This window comes from Citrobacter sp. Cpo089, assembly GCF_030332695.1.
GTDB lineage: Bacteria > Pseudomonadota > Gammaproteobacteria > Enterobacterales > Enterobacteriaceae > Citrobacter > Citrobacter portucalensis.
Window position 1 is genome coordinate 195,485 of the sequence record NZ_JAOWHJ010000002.1, and the last position, 16,720, is coordinate 212,204.

General features: G+C 53.4%; 15 protein-coding genes. 10 read left to right on the forward strand and 5 right to left on the reverse strand.

Annotated features, from left to right (window positions below):
• Positions 1-56: 56 nt before the first annotated feature.
• On the reverse strand, positions 57-965 hold the full coding sequence (locus tag OGX92_RS01270; protein WP_003834495.1) for a LysR substrate-binding domain-containing protein: 909 nt from the start codon (positions 963-965) through the stop codon (positions 57-59).
• A 126-nt stretch (positions 966-1,091) separates the two neighbouring features.
• On the opposite strand from OGX92_RS01270, the gene mhbT reads away from it, so the two are divergent.
• The 6 genes from mhbT to dusC all read left to right on the forward strand — a co-directional run bounded on the left by mhbT (position 1,092) and on the right by dusC (position 7,083).
• Positions 1,092-2,450 carry a 3-hydroxybenzoate transporter MhbT gene (gene mhbT, locus OGX92_RS01275; protein ID WP_267389122.1) on the forward strand — a complete coding sequence of 453 codons (1,359 nt, stop codon included), beginning with the start codon at positions 1,092-1,094 and terminating at the stop codon, positions 2,448-2,450.
• Between the two features lie 11 nt (positions 2,451-2,461).
• A complete protein-coding gene (gene gtdA / locus OGX92_RS01280) occupies positions 2,462-3,499 on the forward strand; it encodes a gentisate 1,2-dioxygenase (protein ID WP_286586145.1) in 1,038 nt (345 codons plus the stop codon).
• A gap of 15 nt (positions 3,500-3,514) precedes the next feature.
• Entirely contained in the window at positions 3,515-4,216 is a 702-nt protein-coding gene (locus OGX92_RS01285; RefSeq protein WP_063940516.1) for a fumarylacetoacetate hydrolase family protein, read from the forward strand.
• An 8-nt stretch (positions 4,217-4,224) separates the two neighbouring features.
• Positions 4,225-4,869 (forward strand): maleylacetoacetate isomerase, encoded by a 645-nt coding sequence (gene maiA, locus OGX92_RS01290; protein ID WP_003834489.1) that lies wholly within the window; start codon positions 4,225-4,227, stop codon positions 4,867-4,869.
• Between the two features lie 14 nt (positions 4,870-4,883).
• A complete protein-coding gene (locus OGX92_RS01295; protein WP_286586146.1) occupies positions 4,884-6,077 on the forward strand; it encodes a 3-hydroxybenzoate 6-monooxygenase in 1,194 nt (397 codons plus the stop codon).
• A gap of 61 nt (positions 6,078-6,138) precedes the next feature.
• On the forward strand, positions 6,139-7,083 hold the full coding sequence (dusC, locus tag OGX92_RS01300; RefSeq protein WP_003834483.1) for a tRNA dihydrouridine(16) synthase DusC: 945 nt from the start codon (positions 6,139-6,141) through the stop codon (positions 7,081-7,083).
• Positions 7,084-7,186: 103 nt separating this feature from the next.
• Here the strand turns inward: dusC and yohP are convergent, their stop codons facing one another.
• On the reverse strand, positions 7,187-7,270 hold the full coding sequence (gene yohP / locus OGX92_RS23540; RefSeq protein WP_015572324.1) for a small membrane protein YohP: 84 nt from the start codon (positions 7,268-7,270) through the stop codon (positions 7,187-7,189).
• 70 nt (positions 7,271-7,340) lie between these two features.
• Complete coding sequence (locus OGX92_RS01305; protein ID WP_125112591.1) at positions 7,341-8,075, reverse strand: class I SAM-dependent DNA methyltransferase; 735 nt, start codon at positions 8,073-8,075, stop codon at positions 7,341-7,343.
• Between the two features lie 169 nt (positions 8,076-8,244).
• On the opposite strand from OGX92_RS01305, the gene mdtQ reads away from it, so the two are divergent.
• Positions 8,245-9,684 (forward strand): multidrug resistance outer membrane protein MdtQ, encoded by a 1,440-nt coding sequence (gene mdtQ / locus OGX92_RS01310; RefSeq protein ID WP_286586147.1) that lies wholly within the window; start codon positions 8,245-8,247, stop codon positions 9,682-9,684.
• 37 nt (positions 9,685-9,721) lie between these two features.
• On the opposite strand, the gene OGX92_RS01315 is transcribed toward mdtQ, so the two are convergent.
• A complete protein-coding gene (locus OGX92_RS01315) occupies positions 9,722-10,291 on the reverse strand; it encodes a DedA family protein (RefSeq protein WP_003834476.1) in 570 nt (189 codons plus the stop codon).
• A gap of 239 nt (positions 10,292-10,530) precedes the next feature.
• Between OGX92_RS01315 and OGX92_RS01320 the strand changes: the two genes are divergently transcribed.
• Together OGX92_RS01320 and pbpG are read left to right on the forward strand one after the other, a co-directional pair.
• Positions 10,531-11,118, forward strand: coding sequence for a Yip1 family protein (locus OGX92_RS01320; protein WP_286586148.1), 588 nt, complete (start codon positions 10,531-10,533; stop codon positions 11,116-11,118).
• A gap of 180 nt (positions 11,119-11,298) precedes the next feature.
• Positions 11,299-12,246 carry a D-alanyl-D-alanine endopeptidase gene (pbpG, locus tag OGX92_RS01325; RefSeq protein ID WP_003027363.1) on the forward strand — a complete coding sequence of 316 codons (948 nt, stop codon included), beginning with the start codon at positions 11,299-11,301 and terminating at the stop codon, positions 12,244-12,246.
• Positions 12,247-12,348: 102 nt separating this feature from the next.
• Here the strand turns inward: pbpG and dld are convergent, their stop codons facing one another.
• A complete protein-coding gene (gene dld, locus OGX92_RS01330) occupies positions 12,349-14,058 on the reverse strand; it encodes a D-lactate dehydrogenase (protein ID WP_286586149.1) in 1,710 nt (569 codons plus the stop codon).
• Positions 14,059-14,290: 232 nt separating this feature from the next.
• On the opposite strand from dld, the gene bglX reads away from it, so the two are divergent.
• Positions 14,291-16,588: a beta-glucosidase BglX gene (gene bglX, locus OGX92_RS01335; RefSeq protein WP_286586150.1), complete on the forward strand. Its 2,298-nt coding sequence runs from the start codon at positions 14,291-14,293 to the stop codon at positions 16,586-16,588.
• Positions 16,589-16,720 lie beyond the last annotated feature (132 nt).

The window sequence follows — 16,720 nt, forward strand, 5'->3', positions numbered from 1 at the left end:
TAAGCATAGAGGAAATAGATATCTGGAACATCGGGCGATGGCCCTAACTCTCCGCGCTAAACCTGTGCCAGATAATACAAAAAACGATTCAGGGCGGTAGTCGGCGTTTCGTTGTTGCGCCAGAATACGCCGACGCTGCCTTTTTGTTCAATCTTCGGCAGATTCAGGATAGCCAGCTGTCCCTGGGCGGCATACCTTTGTGCCAGACGCAAAGAAAGAATAGAGATCATGTCGCTACTTTGCAGCAGATTGGTGCTGACGTTGATCGATGCCGATTCAATGATGTTTTCCGGCAACATGACACCGTTATCAACCAGCGCGTTATCAATGCTTATCCGGATAGGGGTTCCTGTCGGCCAGACAATCCAGCGCCAGTTCGCCAGATCGTGCCAGGTGAGCAGGGGATATTTTGCCAGGGGATGATCGGGACGGGCGACGAAACAGACCGGCTCGGTATACAGCACCTGGTAATTGAGCGGCAACTGAAGCGCCCGGCCACCGACGCGACCGACGACGACATCCACCGAACCCGCGAGCAGATCGTGCAGCAGCGGGGTCATCACTTTCTCTTCAATATTAAGATGCAGGGTTGGTAACTCTTTAAGCAACCCCAGTATTGCCTGAGAAACACAGTCGGTCGCTACTGGCGAGCAGCCAATCTTCAGACTCCCTACAAGGCCGCCTTGCTTAAAACGGGCGATCTCATACTGCGAACGTTCCATATCATTGATTAGGCGTTGGGCATGCTGCAGTAGCAGTTTGCCGCCTTCGGAAGGACGCAAGCCTTTGCTATGACGTTCAAAGAGCGTGATGCCAATCTCATCTTCGAGTTGTGATAACCATTTCGACAACGCGGGCTGGGTGATATTCATCATCCGGGCGACGTGAGTCAGATTTCCCTGTTCGCCCAGTGCAATAAGCGTTTGCAGGTGGTGCAACTTCAGTTTCTGCGCCCAGTTTGCCATTTGCTATAACCTCCAGGTTATACCTCTGCATGAAAAGCCATTGTACATTTCATCTCCAAACATACAAAGTCGCAACATACCTAAAACAAAACAGACATCTACTCTACCTGCACTGAGGCATTCACTATGACTCAACAACGTGATCTACAAGCGCTGATCGATTCCGCCCCCGTCGGTAAGACCCAGTGGCGCGTTATCATCTGCTGTTTTCTGGTTGTGATGCTCGACGGATTTGATACCGCGGCGATTGGTTTTATCGCACCCGACATTCGCACTCACTGGCAGCTGACTGCCGGCGATCTGGCCCCGCTGTTTGGCGCAGGTCTGCTGGGACTGACCGCTGGCGCGCTGCTCTGTGGCCCGCTGTCCGACCGTTTTGGCCGTAAAAGGGTGATAGAACTCTGCGTGGTATTGTTCGGTGCGCTAAGTCTGATCTCGGCTTTTTCACCCGATCTACAAACGCTGGTTATTTTGCGCTTCCTGACCGGTTTAGGTCTGGGCGGCGCGATGCCAAATACCATCACCATGACGTCTGAATACCTGCCAGCGCGTCGGCGTGGGGCACTGGTCACCATGATGTTCTGCGGATTCACCCTGGGATCGGCAATGGGCGGCATCGTCAGCGCGCAGCTGGTGCCGGTGATTGGCTGGCACGGCATCCTGGTGCTGGGAGGCGTTCTACCGCTGATGCTGTTTGTGGCCCTGCTGTTTGCGCTACCGGAATCCCCACGCTGGCAGGTTCGTCGTCAGCTGCCGCAAAACGTGATTGCCAGAACCGTTAGCGCCATCACCCGGGAACGTTATGACAATACCCATTTTTATCTCAACGAGGGCGCCGCAATTGCTAAAGGCAGCATTCGCCAGCTGTTCGTCGGGCGACAGCTGCCCATTACCCTGATGCTATGGGTAGTGTTCTTTATGAGCTTGCTGATTATTTATCTGCTCTCCAGCTGGATGCCAACGCTGTTAAACCACCGTGGAATTGATCTGCAGCATGCCTCCTGGGTGACCGCTGCCTTCCAGATTGGCGGTACGCTTGGCGCGCTGGCGCTGGGCGTGCTGATGGATAAATACAATCCTTTCCGCGTGCTGGCCGTGAGCTATGCGCTGGGCGCGGTATGCATCGTCATGATTGGTCTGAGTGAGAACGGCCTGTGGCTGATGGCGCTGGCCATTTTTGGCACCGGCATTGGTATCAGCGGTTCTCAGGTTGGTCTTAATGCGTTAACCGCCACGCTTTATCCGACACAAAGCCGGGCGACGGGCGTCAGCTGGTCTAATGCGGTGGGACGCTGCGGCGCGATTGTCGGCTCGCTTTCCGGCGGCGTGATGATGGCGATGAATTTCTCATTCGATAACCTGTTTTTCATTATTGCCGTCCCGGCGGCCATCAGCGCGGTGATGCTTACGCTGCTGACGGTTGTTATCCGCCAGTCGGCCTCTGCCTCGAATACTCTGCCTCGCGCAGGTGTTGTGAATGAATAAGGAGAATCCCTATGTCTGAACTGAATCAGGATGTTAAGAACAGCCGTCAGCAGTTTTACCAGCATATTTCCGGGCAGAATCTGACCCCGCTGTGGGAGTCGCTGCATCGTCTGGTGCCGCCAACTCCGAACGCACATTGCGCGCCAGCGTACTGGAACTATCAGGAGATCCGTCCACTACTGTTAGAAAGTGGCAATCTGATTGGCGCGAAAGAGGCGATTCGTCGCGTGCTGGTGCTGGAAAACCCAATGCTGCGCGGACAGTCTTCAATCACCCCAACGCTGTACGCGGGATTGCAGTTAATTATGCCGGGCGAGGTTGCGCCGAGTCACCGCCACAACCAGTCTGCGCTGCGCTTTATTGTCGAAGGGAAAGGGGCATTTACCGCCGTGGATGGCGAGCGCACCCAGATGCATGAAGGCGATTTTATTCTGACGCCGCAGTGGCGCTGGCACGATCACGGCAATCCGGGCAGTGAACCGGTGGTGTGGCTGGACGGTCTGGACCTGCCGTTGGTGAACCTGCTGGGCTGTGGCTTTGCGGAAGACTACCCGGAAGATCAGCAGCCGGTCACGCGCAAGGAAGGGGATTATTTACCGCGCTACGCGGCCAATATGCTGCCGCTGCGTCATCAGAAAGGTAACTCATCGCCGATTTTTAACTATCGCTACGATCGCAGCCGTGAGGCACTGCATGACCTGACCCGCATGGGTGACGCCGATGAATGGGACGGTTACAAGATGCGTTACGTCAACCCGGTAACCGGCGGTTATCCCCTGCCTTCAATGGGAACCTTCCTGCAACTGTTGCCGCAGGGCTTTTCCTCACGAATGGCGCGTACCACCGACAGCACTATCTACCACGTGGTGGAAGGAAGTGGGCAGGTCAGCATCGGCAATGAGACCTTCAACTTTTCGCCAAAAGATGTCTTTGTGGTGCCGACCTGGCACGGCGTGTCGTTCCAGACCCGCGAAGATACCGTCTTATTCAGTTTTTCGGACAGACCGGTTCAGGAAGCACTGGGGTTGTTCCGCGAAGCACGTTATTAATTTGGGAGAGAGAAAATGACGCAATACGTATTTGAACCACAAGCGCCTGTTACCGTTCCGGTTGTTGGCTGTGATGAACAATTTCCTGTGCGCCGTGTTTACTGTGTGGGCCGTAACTATGCCGCTCATGCCCGTGAAATGGGCTTTGATCCGGATCGCGAACCGCCGTTCTTTTTCTGTAAACCTGCCGATGCGGTAGTCCCGGTGGCGGCTGGTCAGACCCTCGAACTGCCGTACCCATCGCAAACCGATAACTATCACTATGAGATAGAGCTGGTGGTGGCGATTGGCAAAAAGGGCAGTGATATTCCGCTGGAAAAAGCGCACGAATATATCTGGGGCTATGCCACCGGTCTGGATATGACTCGCCGTGATCGGCAGATGGAGATGCGCCAGATGGGGCGTCCGTGGGAAATTGGCAAAGCGTTTGATCTCTCCGCGCCCATCGCGCCGCTGCATAAAGCCAGCGAAAGTGTGGATGTTAACCATGCGCCAATCTGGTTGCAGGTCAACGGCGACGATCATCAGCGTAGCGATATTCGCCACCTCATCTGGTCTGTGAATGAAACCATCAGCTATCTGTCTGGCTTCTTCGAACTGCAGCCGGGCGATCTGATCTACACCGGTACCCCTGAAGGCGTGGGGGCGGTAGTGAAAGGGGATGTGATCACCGGAAACGTAGACGGTTTAACCCCCATCGCCGTGAAGATTGTCTGAGGTGGATGATGAAGCTGTACAGTTTCTTTAATAGCTCGGCGTCATATCGGGTGCGCATTGCGCTGGCGCTGAAGGGGCTGGATTACCAGACGGTGGGCGTCAACATTCGCATTGGTCAGCAGAACGAACTGGCCTACCGACGGATGAACCCGGTGGGACTGGTGCCGACGCTGGTGACCGATGACGGAGAATCACTTGGGCAGTCGCTGGCAATAATTGACTGGCTGGATGGCCACTTTCCGCAAACGCCGCTGCTGCCTGCCGACTTCCCGGTGCGCAGTAAGGTGCTGGAAATTGTCTATGCCATCGCCTGTGATATCCACCCGGTGAATAACATGCGGGTACTGCGCTACCTGAGCGAAGAGTTAAAGGTCAGTGAAGAAGATAAAAAACGCTGGTATGCACACTGGATCCAGCAAGGGTTAAGCGCGGTGGAACAGATGCTGCGCCAGAGTCATTCGGGTAAGTTCTGCGTGGGTGATGCGCCGACGCTGGCGGATTGCTGTCTGATCCCACAGTGGGCGAACGCGTTACGTATGGGCTGCGATCTGAGCGGATATCCGCGCTGTAAGGCGGTATATGATGCCTGTACTCAGCTTCCGGCGTTTATCGCCGCCGCGCCCGAGAATCAACAAGATAAAATTCCAGCCTGATAAGGAGAACGACAATGGCTAAAGTGACACGCGCAATTATCGTGGGTGGCGGGATTGGCGGCGCGGCAACCGCGCTATCGCTGGCCCGTCAGGGCATTAAAGTGATGTTGCTGGAGAAAGCGCTCGAGATTGGTGAAATTGGCGCGGGTATTCAGCTCGGGCCGAATGCATTCTCTGCTCTGGACAGCCTTGGCGTGGGGGAAGTCGCCCGTCAGCGTGCTGTTTTTACCGATCACATCACGATGATGGATGCGGTAAACGCAAAAGAGGTTGTGCGCATTGAAACCGGGCAGGCGTTCCGCGATCACTTTGGCGGTCCTTATGCGGTTATCCATCGGGTTGATATTCACGCCAGCGTTTGGGAAGCGGCGCTGGTGCATCCTAACGTTGAGTATCGCACTTCAACTAACGTGGTTGATATTCGCCAGACAGAGAATGACGTGACGGTATTTGATGAGCACGGCAACAGCTGGACGGCGGATATTTTGGTGGGCTGTGACGGTGTAAAATCGGTCGTTCGTCAGTCTCTGATTGGCGATGCGCCACGGGTTACCGGACACGTGGTCTATCGCGCCGTGATTGATTGTGATGATATGCCGGAAGATTTACGCATTAACGCACCGGTGCTGTGGGCCGGACCACACTGTCACCTGGTGCACTATCCGCTGCGCGGAGGTAAGCAGTATAACCTGGTGGTGACCTTCCACAGTCGTCAGCAGGAAGAGTGGGGCGTGAAGGATGGCAGCAAAGAGGAAGTGCTCTCCTATTTTGCGGGTATCCATCCGCGCCCGCGCCAGATGCTGGATAAACCGACATCATGGCGGCGCTGGTCCACCGCCGACCGCGAGCCGGTAGAAAAATGGGGAACTGACCGCATCACGCTGGTGGGAGACGCCGCGCACCCGGTGGCGCAATATATGGCGCAGGGTGCCTGTATGGCGTTGGAAGACGCGGTAACGCTCGGTAAAGCGCTACAGCAGTGTGATGGCGATGCGGCTGCTGCCTTTGCGCTGTATGAGTCGGTGCGTATTCCGCGTACCGCACGCATCGTCTGGTCAACGCGTGAAATGGGCCGTGTCTACCATGCCGCAGGCGTCGAGCGGCAGGTGCGTAATCTGCTGTGGAAAGACAAATCGCAGGCGGAGTTTTATCGCGGTATGGAATGGCTGTACGGTTGGAAAGAAGATAACTGCCTGTTGCCGCGCTGAGCCTCTTTAATCTCCCGAACGGAGGCGCTACCATAGCGCCTCTTTTTTTGCGGGTGACGATATGCGTGTTTTACTGGCGCCGATGGAAGGCGTGCTCGACTCACTGGTGCGCGAGCTGCTGACTGAAGTGAATGATTACGATCTGTGCATCACCGAGTTTGTGCGCGTGGTGGATCAGCTCCTGCCGGCAAAAGTATTTCATCGACTCTGCCCGGAACTGCATAATAACAGCCGGACGCCATCCGGCACGTTGGTTCGCATTCAGCTGTTAGGACAGTATCCGCAGTGGCTGGCGGAGAATGCCGCACGCGCGGTAGAACTGGGCTCGTACGGTGTCGATCTGAACTGCGGCTGTCCGTCGAAGCTGGTGAACGGTAGCGGCGGTGGCGCAACGTTATTGAAAGATCCTGAGCTTATCTACCGGGGTGCAAAAGCTATGCGTGAGGCGGTCCCGGCTCATCTTCCGGTGACGGTGAAAGTTCGTCTGGGCTGGGACAACAGCGACCGGCAGTTTGAAATTGCCGATGCCGTCCAGCAGGCCGGTGCCAGCGAACTGGCGGTGCATGGCCGAACCAAAGAGCAGGGCTACAAGGCCGAACATATTAACTGGCAGGCGATTGGCGAGATCCGCCAGCGGCTGACCATTCCGGTTATTGCGAATGGCGAAATCTGGGACTGGCAGAGCGCCCAGGATTGTATGGCCATCAGCGGATGCGATGCGGTGATGATCGGACGTGGCGCATTAAATATTCCGAACCTGAGCCGCGTGGTGAAATACAACGAGCCGCGTATGCCGTGGCCTGAAGTCGTGACGCTGTTGCAAAAATATACCCGCCTTGAAAAGCAGGGGGACACCGGGCTGTATCATGTAGCGCGGATTAAGCAGTGGTTAGGGTATTTGCGCAAAGAATATTCAGAGGCAACAGAACTGTTTCAGGAAATTCGTGCGTTAAATAATTCGCCGGATATCGCACGAGCGATTCAGGCTATCGAGATTACTGCCTGATCTCAGCTCCAGTAGGCCGGATAAGGCGTTTACGCCGCCATCCGGCATCAGAGAGAATAATAGCCTGAGATTTCTGCTATCAGGCCTGGGCGAAATGACGACATCAGAAAATCATCTTAAACACGCCTGTTACCACCAATAGCCCAATCAGAAAAATAATCAGAATTACCCACAGCAGAATTTTCATTAACTTTCCTTTTTTTGGTAAGTTCAGATTGAGTATAGGAAAGTATCAATCATTCTGCCTGGGGGCGTTGTTATGCTGGTTTACGTGCGCTGAGCAGAAACACCATCGGCCGCTCTTTTTCTTCATCTAAAGCCGGGTTTTCAGCAATCTGTTGCCCGGAAGGTCCCCATTCATCGAGACAAACGATCTCGAATCCGGCGGCAATCAGCGCATTAATCCAGGTCGCCAGCTTACGGTGCTGTTTTTTGACGCCTTCAGCAAACCAGTTACTGATGCGCTCACCTTCCTGCTGATAATGATTAACCGGCCAGGACTGCTGCCCAGTTTTATCTTTTATCCAGCCCTGATTGAGCGGTGCGGTATAAATTGGATGCTCGGCAGAGAAAACTAACATACCGCCTGGTGTTAATGACTGGTAAATGGTTACGAATAATCGTTCTATATCGTGCAAATAGTGCAGGGCAAGCGAGCTATAAACCAGGTCAAAAGAATTTGGGGACAGGGTTAGCGTTTCGAGATCTTCACGCTGATAAACGATGCCATTACCCTGAGTCATACTGTGTGCCTGGGTTAACATCTTTTGTGAAATATCCAGTCCCATTACGCTGGCTGCCTGATTATCGCGCGCGTAGCGGCAAAACCAACCATATCCACAGCCCAAATCAAGAATGTTTTTGCCTTGAAGAGAGGGGAGCATCGCTTGTATTGTCGGCCATTCTGGCGCACCGTCGAGTCCCTTTACTGAACGATCCAGCGTGGCATATCCGGCAAAGAACTCAGGATCGTCATAGATATTCTGTGACATAACATCTCCATCCATTAATTATTAAAATTATTTAATCTATATTATTCACGAGGTGTATATTTTTCTGATTATATATTTTTATTGCCAAAGATGTATTGCCACGCGTAACTAAAAAAGCAACAGCGACAAGTCGTAATCTCTGCACATCTTTTCTTACCTGTATATCTCCATGAATCGTAATTCTGTGTTTGTCACGATGGCATTGTTGCCGCTTTTTGTTCTGATGTCTGGCTGCGCGCCGATGCATGATGACCGCCAGTCTCTGTCACAGCAGACGCCTGCCGCAAATGTCGATACCACATTGCCTGCCGCGTTAAAAAATGGCTGGCCGGACAGCCAGTGGTGGAAGGCATATCACGACCCCCAGCTTAATGCGTTGATTGACAGCACGTTGCGAAATTCTCCTGATATGCAGGTCGCGGAACAGCGCATTCAACTGGCGGAGGCGCAGGCTAAGGCCGTGGAAGCGCAGGATGGCCCGGAGATCGACTTCTCCGCAGACGTTGAGCGTCAGAAAATGTCAGCCGAAGGGCTGATGGGACCTTTCGCCATAACCGATCCCGCAGCAGGAACCACGGGGCCGTGGTACACCAACGGTACCTTTGGTTTAACTGCAGGCTGGAATCTGGATCTGTGGGGTAAGAATCGGGCCGAAGTGACTGCGCGTATAGGGACCGTTAAGGCGCGTGAGGCTGAGCGCGAGCAAACCCGACAGCTGCTGGCGAGCGGCGTGTCTCGACTGTACTGGGAATGGCAAACGCAGGCCGCGCTGAAAACCGTGTTGACGCAAATCGAAAGCGAGCAGCAAAATGTGATAACCGTCGATCGTCAGCTATATCAAAACGGCCTTACTTCTTCGGTGGAAGGTGTTGAAACCGATATCGATTCCAGCAAAACAGAGCAGCAGCTGAACGATGTCAGCGGTAAAATGAAGGTGATTGAGGCGCGCCTAAGCGCGTTGAGCAACTCGCAGTCCGTTGCCCTGAAGCTCCATTCGACCAAACTGCCCGTGGTTGAAAGTCAGCTCCCATCCCAATTGGGCTACTCGCTTCTGGCCCGTCGACCAGATTTGCAGGCGGCACACTGGTACATTGAGTCATCGCTGAGCAGCATTGATGCGGCGAAAGCGGCGTTTTATCCCGATGTGAATCTGATGGCATTTTTACAACAGGATGCGTTACATCTGAGTGACCTGTTCCGCCATTCCGCGCAGCAAATGGGTGTAACCGCCGGGCTGACGCTGCCTATCTTTGACAGCGGCAGACTGAATGCGAATCTCGATATTACGAAAGCGCAAAGTAACCTGACGGTGGCGAATTACAACAAAGCTGTGGTGGATGCGGTGAATGACGTGGCACGTGCGGCATCGCAGGTAGAAACACTGGCGCAGAAAAATCAGCATCAGCAGCAGATTGAACATGACGCTCAGCGCGTAGTGGGGCTGGCGCAGGCGCGCTTTAATGCAGGTATTATTGCGGGTTCCAGGGTCAGCGAGGCAAAGATCCCGGCATTACGTGAGCAGTGCAACGGTCTGCTTTTACAAGGACAGTGGCTGGATGCCTCAATCCAGTTGACCAGCGCGCTGGGTGGCGGTTATCACGCATCCTGATTGTTCGGCCCGCCGGTGTTCCGCTGTCGGGCCATCTTCATTGCGCTTTACGCGTGCTTCGACGTTTCATCCACCAGCGGACGCCCGCGACTATCCCGATAACCAGCACCAGCCAGATGCCATGCTTGATATGCTGGTCGAGGCTGTGCAGCCACGGCGCGATCACTTCACCACCGACGTAGCCGAGGGTGGTAAATAGCAATGCCCAGACAAACGCGCCAAGAATATTCAGCGGTAAAAAGATCTTCGGCGGCAGGTGACTGGCGCCAATCAGTAAGGGACCAATAACGCGAAAGCCGTACATAAAGCGAGTACCGACAACAAACAGGTAAGGACGTCGTTGGATCATTTTCTGCGCATAATGAATTTTCGCCTGATGGCGCGAGAAACGACGCAGAATTTTGCCGCCAAAACGACGTCCGAGTAAATAGAGCAACTGATCGCCAATCATCCCACCCAGCGCGACCGAGAGCACCACCAGCGGGAATTTCAGGACTCCCTGATGCGCCACGACGCCGCCTAACAGGGTAATGGTTTCACCTTCTGCCAGGCTGCCGATGATTAACGCAGCATAGCCGTATTGCGCAACATAATGCGTTATATCCATACGTTGTATGACCTCCACTGGTCATAGCATACACCCAATGAATACTTGATGCCGGAAAAGACGCATAGTAGCGCTTAACGTCGTTCAGTTCCCTAATGCCTGATGGCGCTTCGCTTATCAAGCCTGCGGCTTACACACTTTTTACCCGGCGCTTCGGTATTTTTCATGTGTACATAAATAATCAAAAGCTGAATTATACTTGAAGTGTTGAGGTCCGGAGCTGACAAGAAGGGGGCGGTATGAACCATGTCTGGGGGCTGTTTTCCCATCCCGATCGTGAAATGCACGTGATCAACAGCGAAAACGAAAGTGTTTCGCATCACTATACCCACCATGTACTGCTGATGGCGGCAATCCCGGTTGTTTGCGCGTTTATCGGTACAACGCAAATCGGTTGGAATTTTGGCGATGGCAATATCCTGAAGTTATCTCTGTTGACCGGATTTGCGATGGCAATTCTGTTTTACGGGGTCATGCTGGCAGGCGTCGCTGTCATGGGCCGGGTTATCTGGTGGATGGCACGTAATTACCCGCAGCGTCCGTCGTTGGCCCACTGTATGGTCTTTGCAGGATATGTCGCGACGCCGCTGTTTTTAAGCGGATTGGTCGCACTTTATCCGCTGGTCTGGCTGTGTGCATTAGTAGGAACGATCGCGCTATTTTACACCGGCTATTTACTTTATCTCGGCATACCGACGTTCCTGGATATCTCTAAAGAGGAAGGCCTGAGCTTTTCCAGTTCGACGCTGGCGATCGGTGTGCTGGTACTGGAAGTTCTGCTGGCGATTACGGTAATCCTGTGGGGTTACGGCTATCGGTTATTCTGACGGATAAACCTGTCTGCGCTGCGTTGTTGACGTAAAAGTCAGCAACGCAGCATTTCGAGACGATTCTCCTGTGGCGGCAAACCTGCTGGATCGCTATGATGCCTGAGCTAGCTTGAGATAATACTTAGTCTCTGGCGGTGTGCGTTGTGACGTGCGTGAACCATTATCAGAAATCTCATCATGCTGAAATTCCGAGTTTCATTATTAAGCCTTGCCCTGGTGCTGGCCGTTCCTTTTGCACCCCAAGCCGTGGCTAAAACGGCAACTACCGCAGCAGCTTCTCAGCCTGAGATAGCGTCCGGTAGCGCGATGATTGTTGATCTGAATACCAACAAAGTTATCTATTCGAACCACCCGGACCTTGTGCGTCCGATTGCGTCGATTACCAAATTAATGACCGCGATGGTGGTGCTTGATGCACGACTGCCGTTGGATGAGAAACTGAAAGTTGATATCAGTCAGACGCCGGAAATGAAAGGCATCTACTCTCGTGTGCGACTGAACAGTGAAATTAGCCGTAAAGACATGCTGCTGCTGGCGCTGATGTCATCAGAAAACCGTGCGGCGGCGAGCCTGGCGCATCATTACCCTGGCGGTTATAACGCGTTTATTAAGGCCATGAATGCCAAAGCGAAAGCGCTCGGCATGACTCAGACTCGCTTTGTGGAACCAACTGGCTTATCGATTCATAACGTATCGACCGCTCGTGATTTAACTAAGCTGCTGATCGCCAGCAAGCAGTATCCGCTGATTGGCCAGTTAAGCACCACGCGTGAAGATATGGCGACCTTTGCCAACCCGGCTTATACGCTGCCATTCCGTAACACCAACCATCTGGTATACCGCGATAACTGGAATATTCAGTTAACCAAAACCGGGTTTACCAATGCGGCAGGTCACTGTCTGGTGATGCGCACGGTGATCAATAACAAACCGGTGGCGCTGGTGGTGATGGATGCGTTCGGTAAATATACCCACTTTGCCGATGCCAGCCGTTTACGTACCTGGATCGAAACGGGCAAGGTGATGCCGGTTCCGGCGGCGGCGCTGAGCTATAAAAAGCAAAAAGCCGCGCAGATGGCGGCGGCAGGTTCGGCGACGGGCGAGCAAACCGCACAGAACGATTAAACAAGACGTCTTATCCGGCCTGCACAAAACTAATGTGGCTGTAGGCCGGGCAAGCGAAGCGCCCCCGGCAACATGTCCGGTGGCGCTTATCTTTTTTTTGGTTTACGACTCTTTCCAGAACTTCTGCTTACTCGTTTTCCCAATACCCGGATTCATACTGTTGGTGGGATCGTTCTCACGGTAAAAACGGGTCAAGGTTTCCGGCGCCTGATACAGATGCCCGACGTTGTGCTCTGCCGGATACTGCGCCCCACGCTCGCGCAGGAGTTCCAGCATCTGCTCTTTCAGCGCATGCGCGTCCACGCCTTTTTTCACAATGTAATCCTGATGGAAGACGTAGCACATAAAGTGACCGTAATAGAGTTTGTGCACCAGTTGGCTGTCGATCTCTGCAGGCAGATGCTCGTACCATTCGGTATCGTTACGGCGTAGCGCGATATCCAGCGCCAGAATATCTTCCACTTCATCGGCATGCACGGCCTGATAACGTATAGCCGCGCCAGCCGCCGCAAAGCGATGCAAAAACGCCTTGCTGCCTTCTTCCGGCGTACAGGCAAAGAAGTCGCCTTCAGCGGTTTTGAAAAACTCGCTTAGCCAGTTTTGCGCTTCAGCCACGCCGCCACCGGCCATTTTTAACAGCAGATGATGTTCATACTTATCGCGCCAGCTTTTCATGCGCGCGGGTAAGTGGCTGGGGAACAAATGGCCAAATTTCTGCATTGCCCGATCGGTGAAATGCGGACGGAAAATTTTCACTTTTTCCAGCATCGCATCGGTGCGACCTTTCAGGGTGAAGAAGAACGGCATTTTGTCGGTGCCGAGCTTGTCGATCATCAGAAACGTATCTTTGCCGTATTGCTCAGCGATGTCATAAATATCGCGGTGCATATATTCACCGGCGACCGGCAGATGCTCAAATTTTGCCAAAATATGACGGCGGATCTCCGTCAGCACCTCTGGCTGGTTGGTACCGATGTAAAAGACCTGCTGGTTTTTTTCGGCTTCGAAGGTGTCCAGACGCACCGCAAAAACCGCGAGCTTGCCTGCACAACCGGATGATTCAAACAACCGATCCGGATCGGCGTTATAGCGAGCGGGCGTGTCCGCCTCAATATCTCTGACGCGGGTAACGTAGTCGTGATCGTGTGCATGACGTCCATCGTGGCGCACATCGTCATCTTTGATACGGTCGTCATCAAGTTTGCTAAGGATCTGTTCCGGGGTCTGGCCCAGTTCGATACCCAGATGGTTAACCAGCTGTAATTTACCCTGCTCGTCAATACGCGCAAACAGCGACATCTCCGTGTATGCCGGACCGCGCTGAACCAGCGAGCCGCCGGAGTTGTTACAAATACCGCCAATCACTGAAGCGCCGATACAGGAAGATCCGATCACCGAATGCGGCTCGCGGCCAAACGGTTTGAGCGCTTTTTCCAGTGAATAAAGCGTGGTGCCGGGATAGGCCAGCACCTGTTCGCCTTTGCCGATGACGTGCAGCTTATCAAGGCGCAGGGTGCTGATAATGACAATCTCGCGATCGTAATCATTACCGCTCGGCGTAGAGCCTTCGGTCAGACCAGTGTTGGCGGCCTGCATCAGGATAATTTTATCTGCGGCGACGCAAGCGTTGAGGACGCGCCACAGTTCTAAAAGCGAGCCAGGGAACACCACGGCGAGTGCATCGCCCTGACCGGAGCGGAATCCCTTGCGATAGCGGGAGGTTTTAGCAGGGTCTGTGAGCAGGTGTGAATGACCTACCAGACGGGTCAGTTCATTCAGAAAAGCTTTATTATCTGTTGTAATGGAAGACATTCTCCACTCCTTGTGGTGGGACTCAATATCAGGAACAAGCATAGCGCTTTGTATGACAATACGCTTTCTCATTCATATTGTCTCTGGTTCGTCTTCTACTGATTCGCGCTGGTTTTGAAAATTAGGAGAATAACCTTAGCTTTCTTTATCACTCCCGTTTAGTCTTACGGCAAACTGCGGTTTTTGTTATATTTTCGCTGCCTGGTCGGGAAAAAATAAAGAGAGAATCAACATGAAATGGCTATGTTCTGTAGGTGTCGCGGTGAGTCTGGCGTTGCAACCAGCGCTGGCGGACACGCTGTTTGGTAACCATCCTCTGACGCCAGAAGCGCGGGATGCATTCGTTACCGATTTACTTAAACAGATGACCGTGGATGAGAAAATTGGGCAACTACGCTTGATAAGCGTCGGGCCTGATAACCCGAAAGAAGCCATCCGCGAGATGATCAAAGACGGGCAGGTTGGGGCAATTTTTAACACCGTCACGCGCCAGGATATCCGCAAAATGCAGGATCAGGTGATGGAACTCAGCCGCCTGAAAATTCCTCTCTTTTTTGCCTACGACGTATTGCACGGCCAGCGTACCGTGTTCCCGATAAGTCTCGGCCTGGCATCCTCTTTTAATCTCGATGCGGTCAGAACCGTTGGCCGTATTTCCGCGTATGAAGCTGCCGATGATGGTCTGAATATGACCTGGGCCCCAATGGTCGATGTCTCTCGCGATCCGCGCTGGGGCCGTGCTTCAGAAGGTTTTGGTGAAGACACCTATTTAACGGCTACGATGGGTAAAACCATGGTGGAAGCGATGCAGGGGAAAAGCCCGGCGGATCGCTATTCGGTGATGACCAGCGTCAAGCACTTCGCCGCCTATGGCGCGGTTGAAGGTGGCAAGGAATATAACACCGTCGATATGAGCCCACAGCGTCTGTTCAACGACTATATGCCACCGTATAAAGCCGGGCTGGACGCCGGTAGCGGTGCGGTGATGGTGGGTCTTAATTCGCTAAACGGTACGCCTGCAACCTCAGACGCCTGGCTGTTAAAAGACGTGCTGCGAGATGAATGGGGCTTTAAGGGGATTACCGTTTCCGATCACGGCGCGATTAAGGAACTGATTAAGCACGGTACCGCCTCCGATCCTGAGGATGCGGTGCGTGTGGCGATCAAGTCCGGCATCAACATGAGTATGAGCGATGAGTATTACAGCAAATATCTGCCGGGCTTGATTAAATCCGGTAAAGTGACGATGGCGGAGCTGGACGACGCCGCGCGCCACGTGCTGAACGTGAAATATGATATGGGGCTGTTTAACGATCCGTACAGCCATCTGGGAGCCAAAGAATCTGACCCACAGGACACCAACGCAGAAAGCCGTTTGCATCGCAAAGAGGCGCGTGAAGTGGCACGCGAAAGCCTGGTGCTGCTGAAAAACCGTCTGGAAACGTTGCCGCTGAAAAAATCCGCCACCGTGGCGGTTGTCGGTCCGCTGGCCGACAGCAAGCGTGATGTGATGGGCAGTTGGTCCGCCGCTGGTGTTGCCGATCAGTCGGTAACGGTACTGACGGGGATTAAAAATGCCGTCGGCGATCAGGGCAAAGTGCTGTACGCCAAAGGGGCGAATATCACCAACGATAAAGGCATTGTCGATTTCCTCAACCTGTATGAAGAAGCGGTGAAGGTTGACCCGCGTTCGCCGCAGGCGATGATCGATGAAGCCGTTAACGCCGCGAAGCAATCAGATGTGGTTGTCGCGGTAGTCGGTGAAGCGCAGGGCATGGCGCATGAAGCATCCAGCCGCACCGATATCACCATTCCGCAAAGTCAGCGTGACCTGATTGCTGCGCTGAAAGCCACGGGTAAACCTCTGGTTCTGGTGTTGATGAACGGTCGTCCGCTGGCGCTGGTTAAGGAAGATCAACAAGCCGATGCGATCCTCGAAACCTGGTTTGCCGGGACGGAAGGCGGTAACGCCATCGCCGATGTGCTGTTTGGTGATTACAATCCGTCAGGCAAGCTGCCGATGTCTTTCCCGCGCTCTGTTGGACAGATCCCGGTCTATTACAGCCATCTCAATACCGGTCGTCCGTATAACGCCGAGAAGCCGAACAAGTACACGTCGCGCTACTTTGATGAAGCCAATGGTCCGTTGTATCCCTTTGGTTATGGCCTGAGCTACACCACGTTTACGGTTTCTGATGTGAAGCTCTCTTCTCCGACGATGAAACGTGACGGAACCGTGACGGCCAGCGTGCAGGTGACCAACACCGGCAAGCGCGAAGGTGCAACGGTGATTCAGATGTATTTACAGGATGTGACCGCCTCCATGAGTCGTCCGGTAAAACAGCTGAAAGGTTTTGAAAAAGTGAATCTTAAGCCAGGTGAAACCCAGACCGTCAGCTTCCCGATTGATATTGAAGCGCTCAAATTCTGGAATCAGCAGATGAAATACGATGCAGAGCCTGGCAAGTTTAACGTCTTTATCGGTGTGGATTCCGCCAGAGTGAAGCAGGGCGAATTCGAACTGCTTTAATTGACGAGTAAATTCATGCAGCAGGCCTGATGGCGCAATGCTTATCAGGCCGACTAAATCGTATCATCCGGCAAATTCACATTGGGTTTGCCGGATTTTTTTTATTTTATTATCGCTTTACCGCTAATAACT

What these genes read in the sequence shown, in the direction of transcription:
- OGX92_RS01270 (WP_003834495.1), bottom strand. Translation starts at nt 965, where the DNA reads ATGGCAAACTGGGCGCAGAAACTGAAGTTGCACCACCTGCAAACGCTT.
- mhbT (WP_267389122.1), top strand. Translation starts at nt 1,092, where the DNA reads ATGACTCAACAACGTGATCTACAAGCGCTGATCGATTCCGCCCCCGTC.
- gtdA (WP_286586145.1), top strand. Translation starts at nt 2,462, where the DNA reads ATGTCTGAACTGAATCAGGATGTTAAGAACAGCCGTCAGCAGTTTTAC.
- OGX92_RS01285 (WP_063940516.1), top strand. Translation starts at nt 3,515, where the DNA reads ATGACGCAATACGTATTTGAACCACAAGCGCCTGTTACCGTTCCGGTT.
- maiA (WP_003834489.1), top strand. Translation starts at nt 4,225, where the DNA reads ATGAAGCTGTACAGTTTCTTTAATAGCTCGGCGTCATATCGGGTGCGC.
- OGX92_RS01295 (WP_286586146.1), top strand. Translation starts at nt 4,884, where the DNA reads ATGGCTAAAGTGACACGCGCAATTATCGTGGGTGGCGGGATTGGCGGC.
- dusC (WP_003834483.1), top strand. Translation starts at nt 6,139, where the DNA reads ATGCGTGTTTTACTGGCGCCGATGGAAGGCGTGCTCGACTCACTGGTG.
- yohP (WP_015572324.1), bottom strand. Translation starts at nt 7,270, where the DNA reads ATGAAAATTCTGCTGTGGGTAATTCTGATTATTTTTCTGATTGGGCTA.
- OGX92_RS01305 (WP_125112591.1), bottom strand. Translation starts at nt 8,075, where the DNA reads ATGTCACAGAATATCTATGACGATCCTGAGTTCTTTGCCGGATATGCC.
- mdtQ (WP_286586147.1), top strand. Translation starts at nt 8,245, where the DNA reads ATGAATCGTAATTCTGTGTTTGTCACGATGGCATTGTTGCCGCTTTTT.
- OGX92_RS01315 (WP_003834476.1), bottom strand. Translation starts at nt 10,291, where the DNA reads ATGGATATAACGCATTATGTTGCGCAATACGGCTATGCTGCGTTAATC.
- OGX92_RS01320 (WP_286586148.1), top strand. Translation starts at nt 10,531, where the DNA reads ATGAACCATGTCTGGGGGCTGTTTTCCCATCCCGATCGTGAAATGCAC.
- pbpG (WP_003027363.1), top strand. Translation starts at nt 11,299, where the DNA reads ATGCTGAAATTCCGAGTTTCATTATTAAGCCTTGCCCTGGTGCTGGCC.
- dld (WP_286586149.1), bottom strand. Translation starts at nt 14,058, where the DNA reads ATGTCTTCCATTACAACAGATAATAAAGCTTTTCTGAATGAACTGACC.
- bglX (WP_286586150.1), top strand. Translation starts at nt 14,291, where the DNA reads ATGAAATGGCTATGTTCTGTAGGTGTCGCGGTGAGTCTGGCGTTGCAA.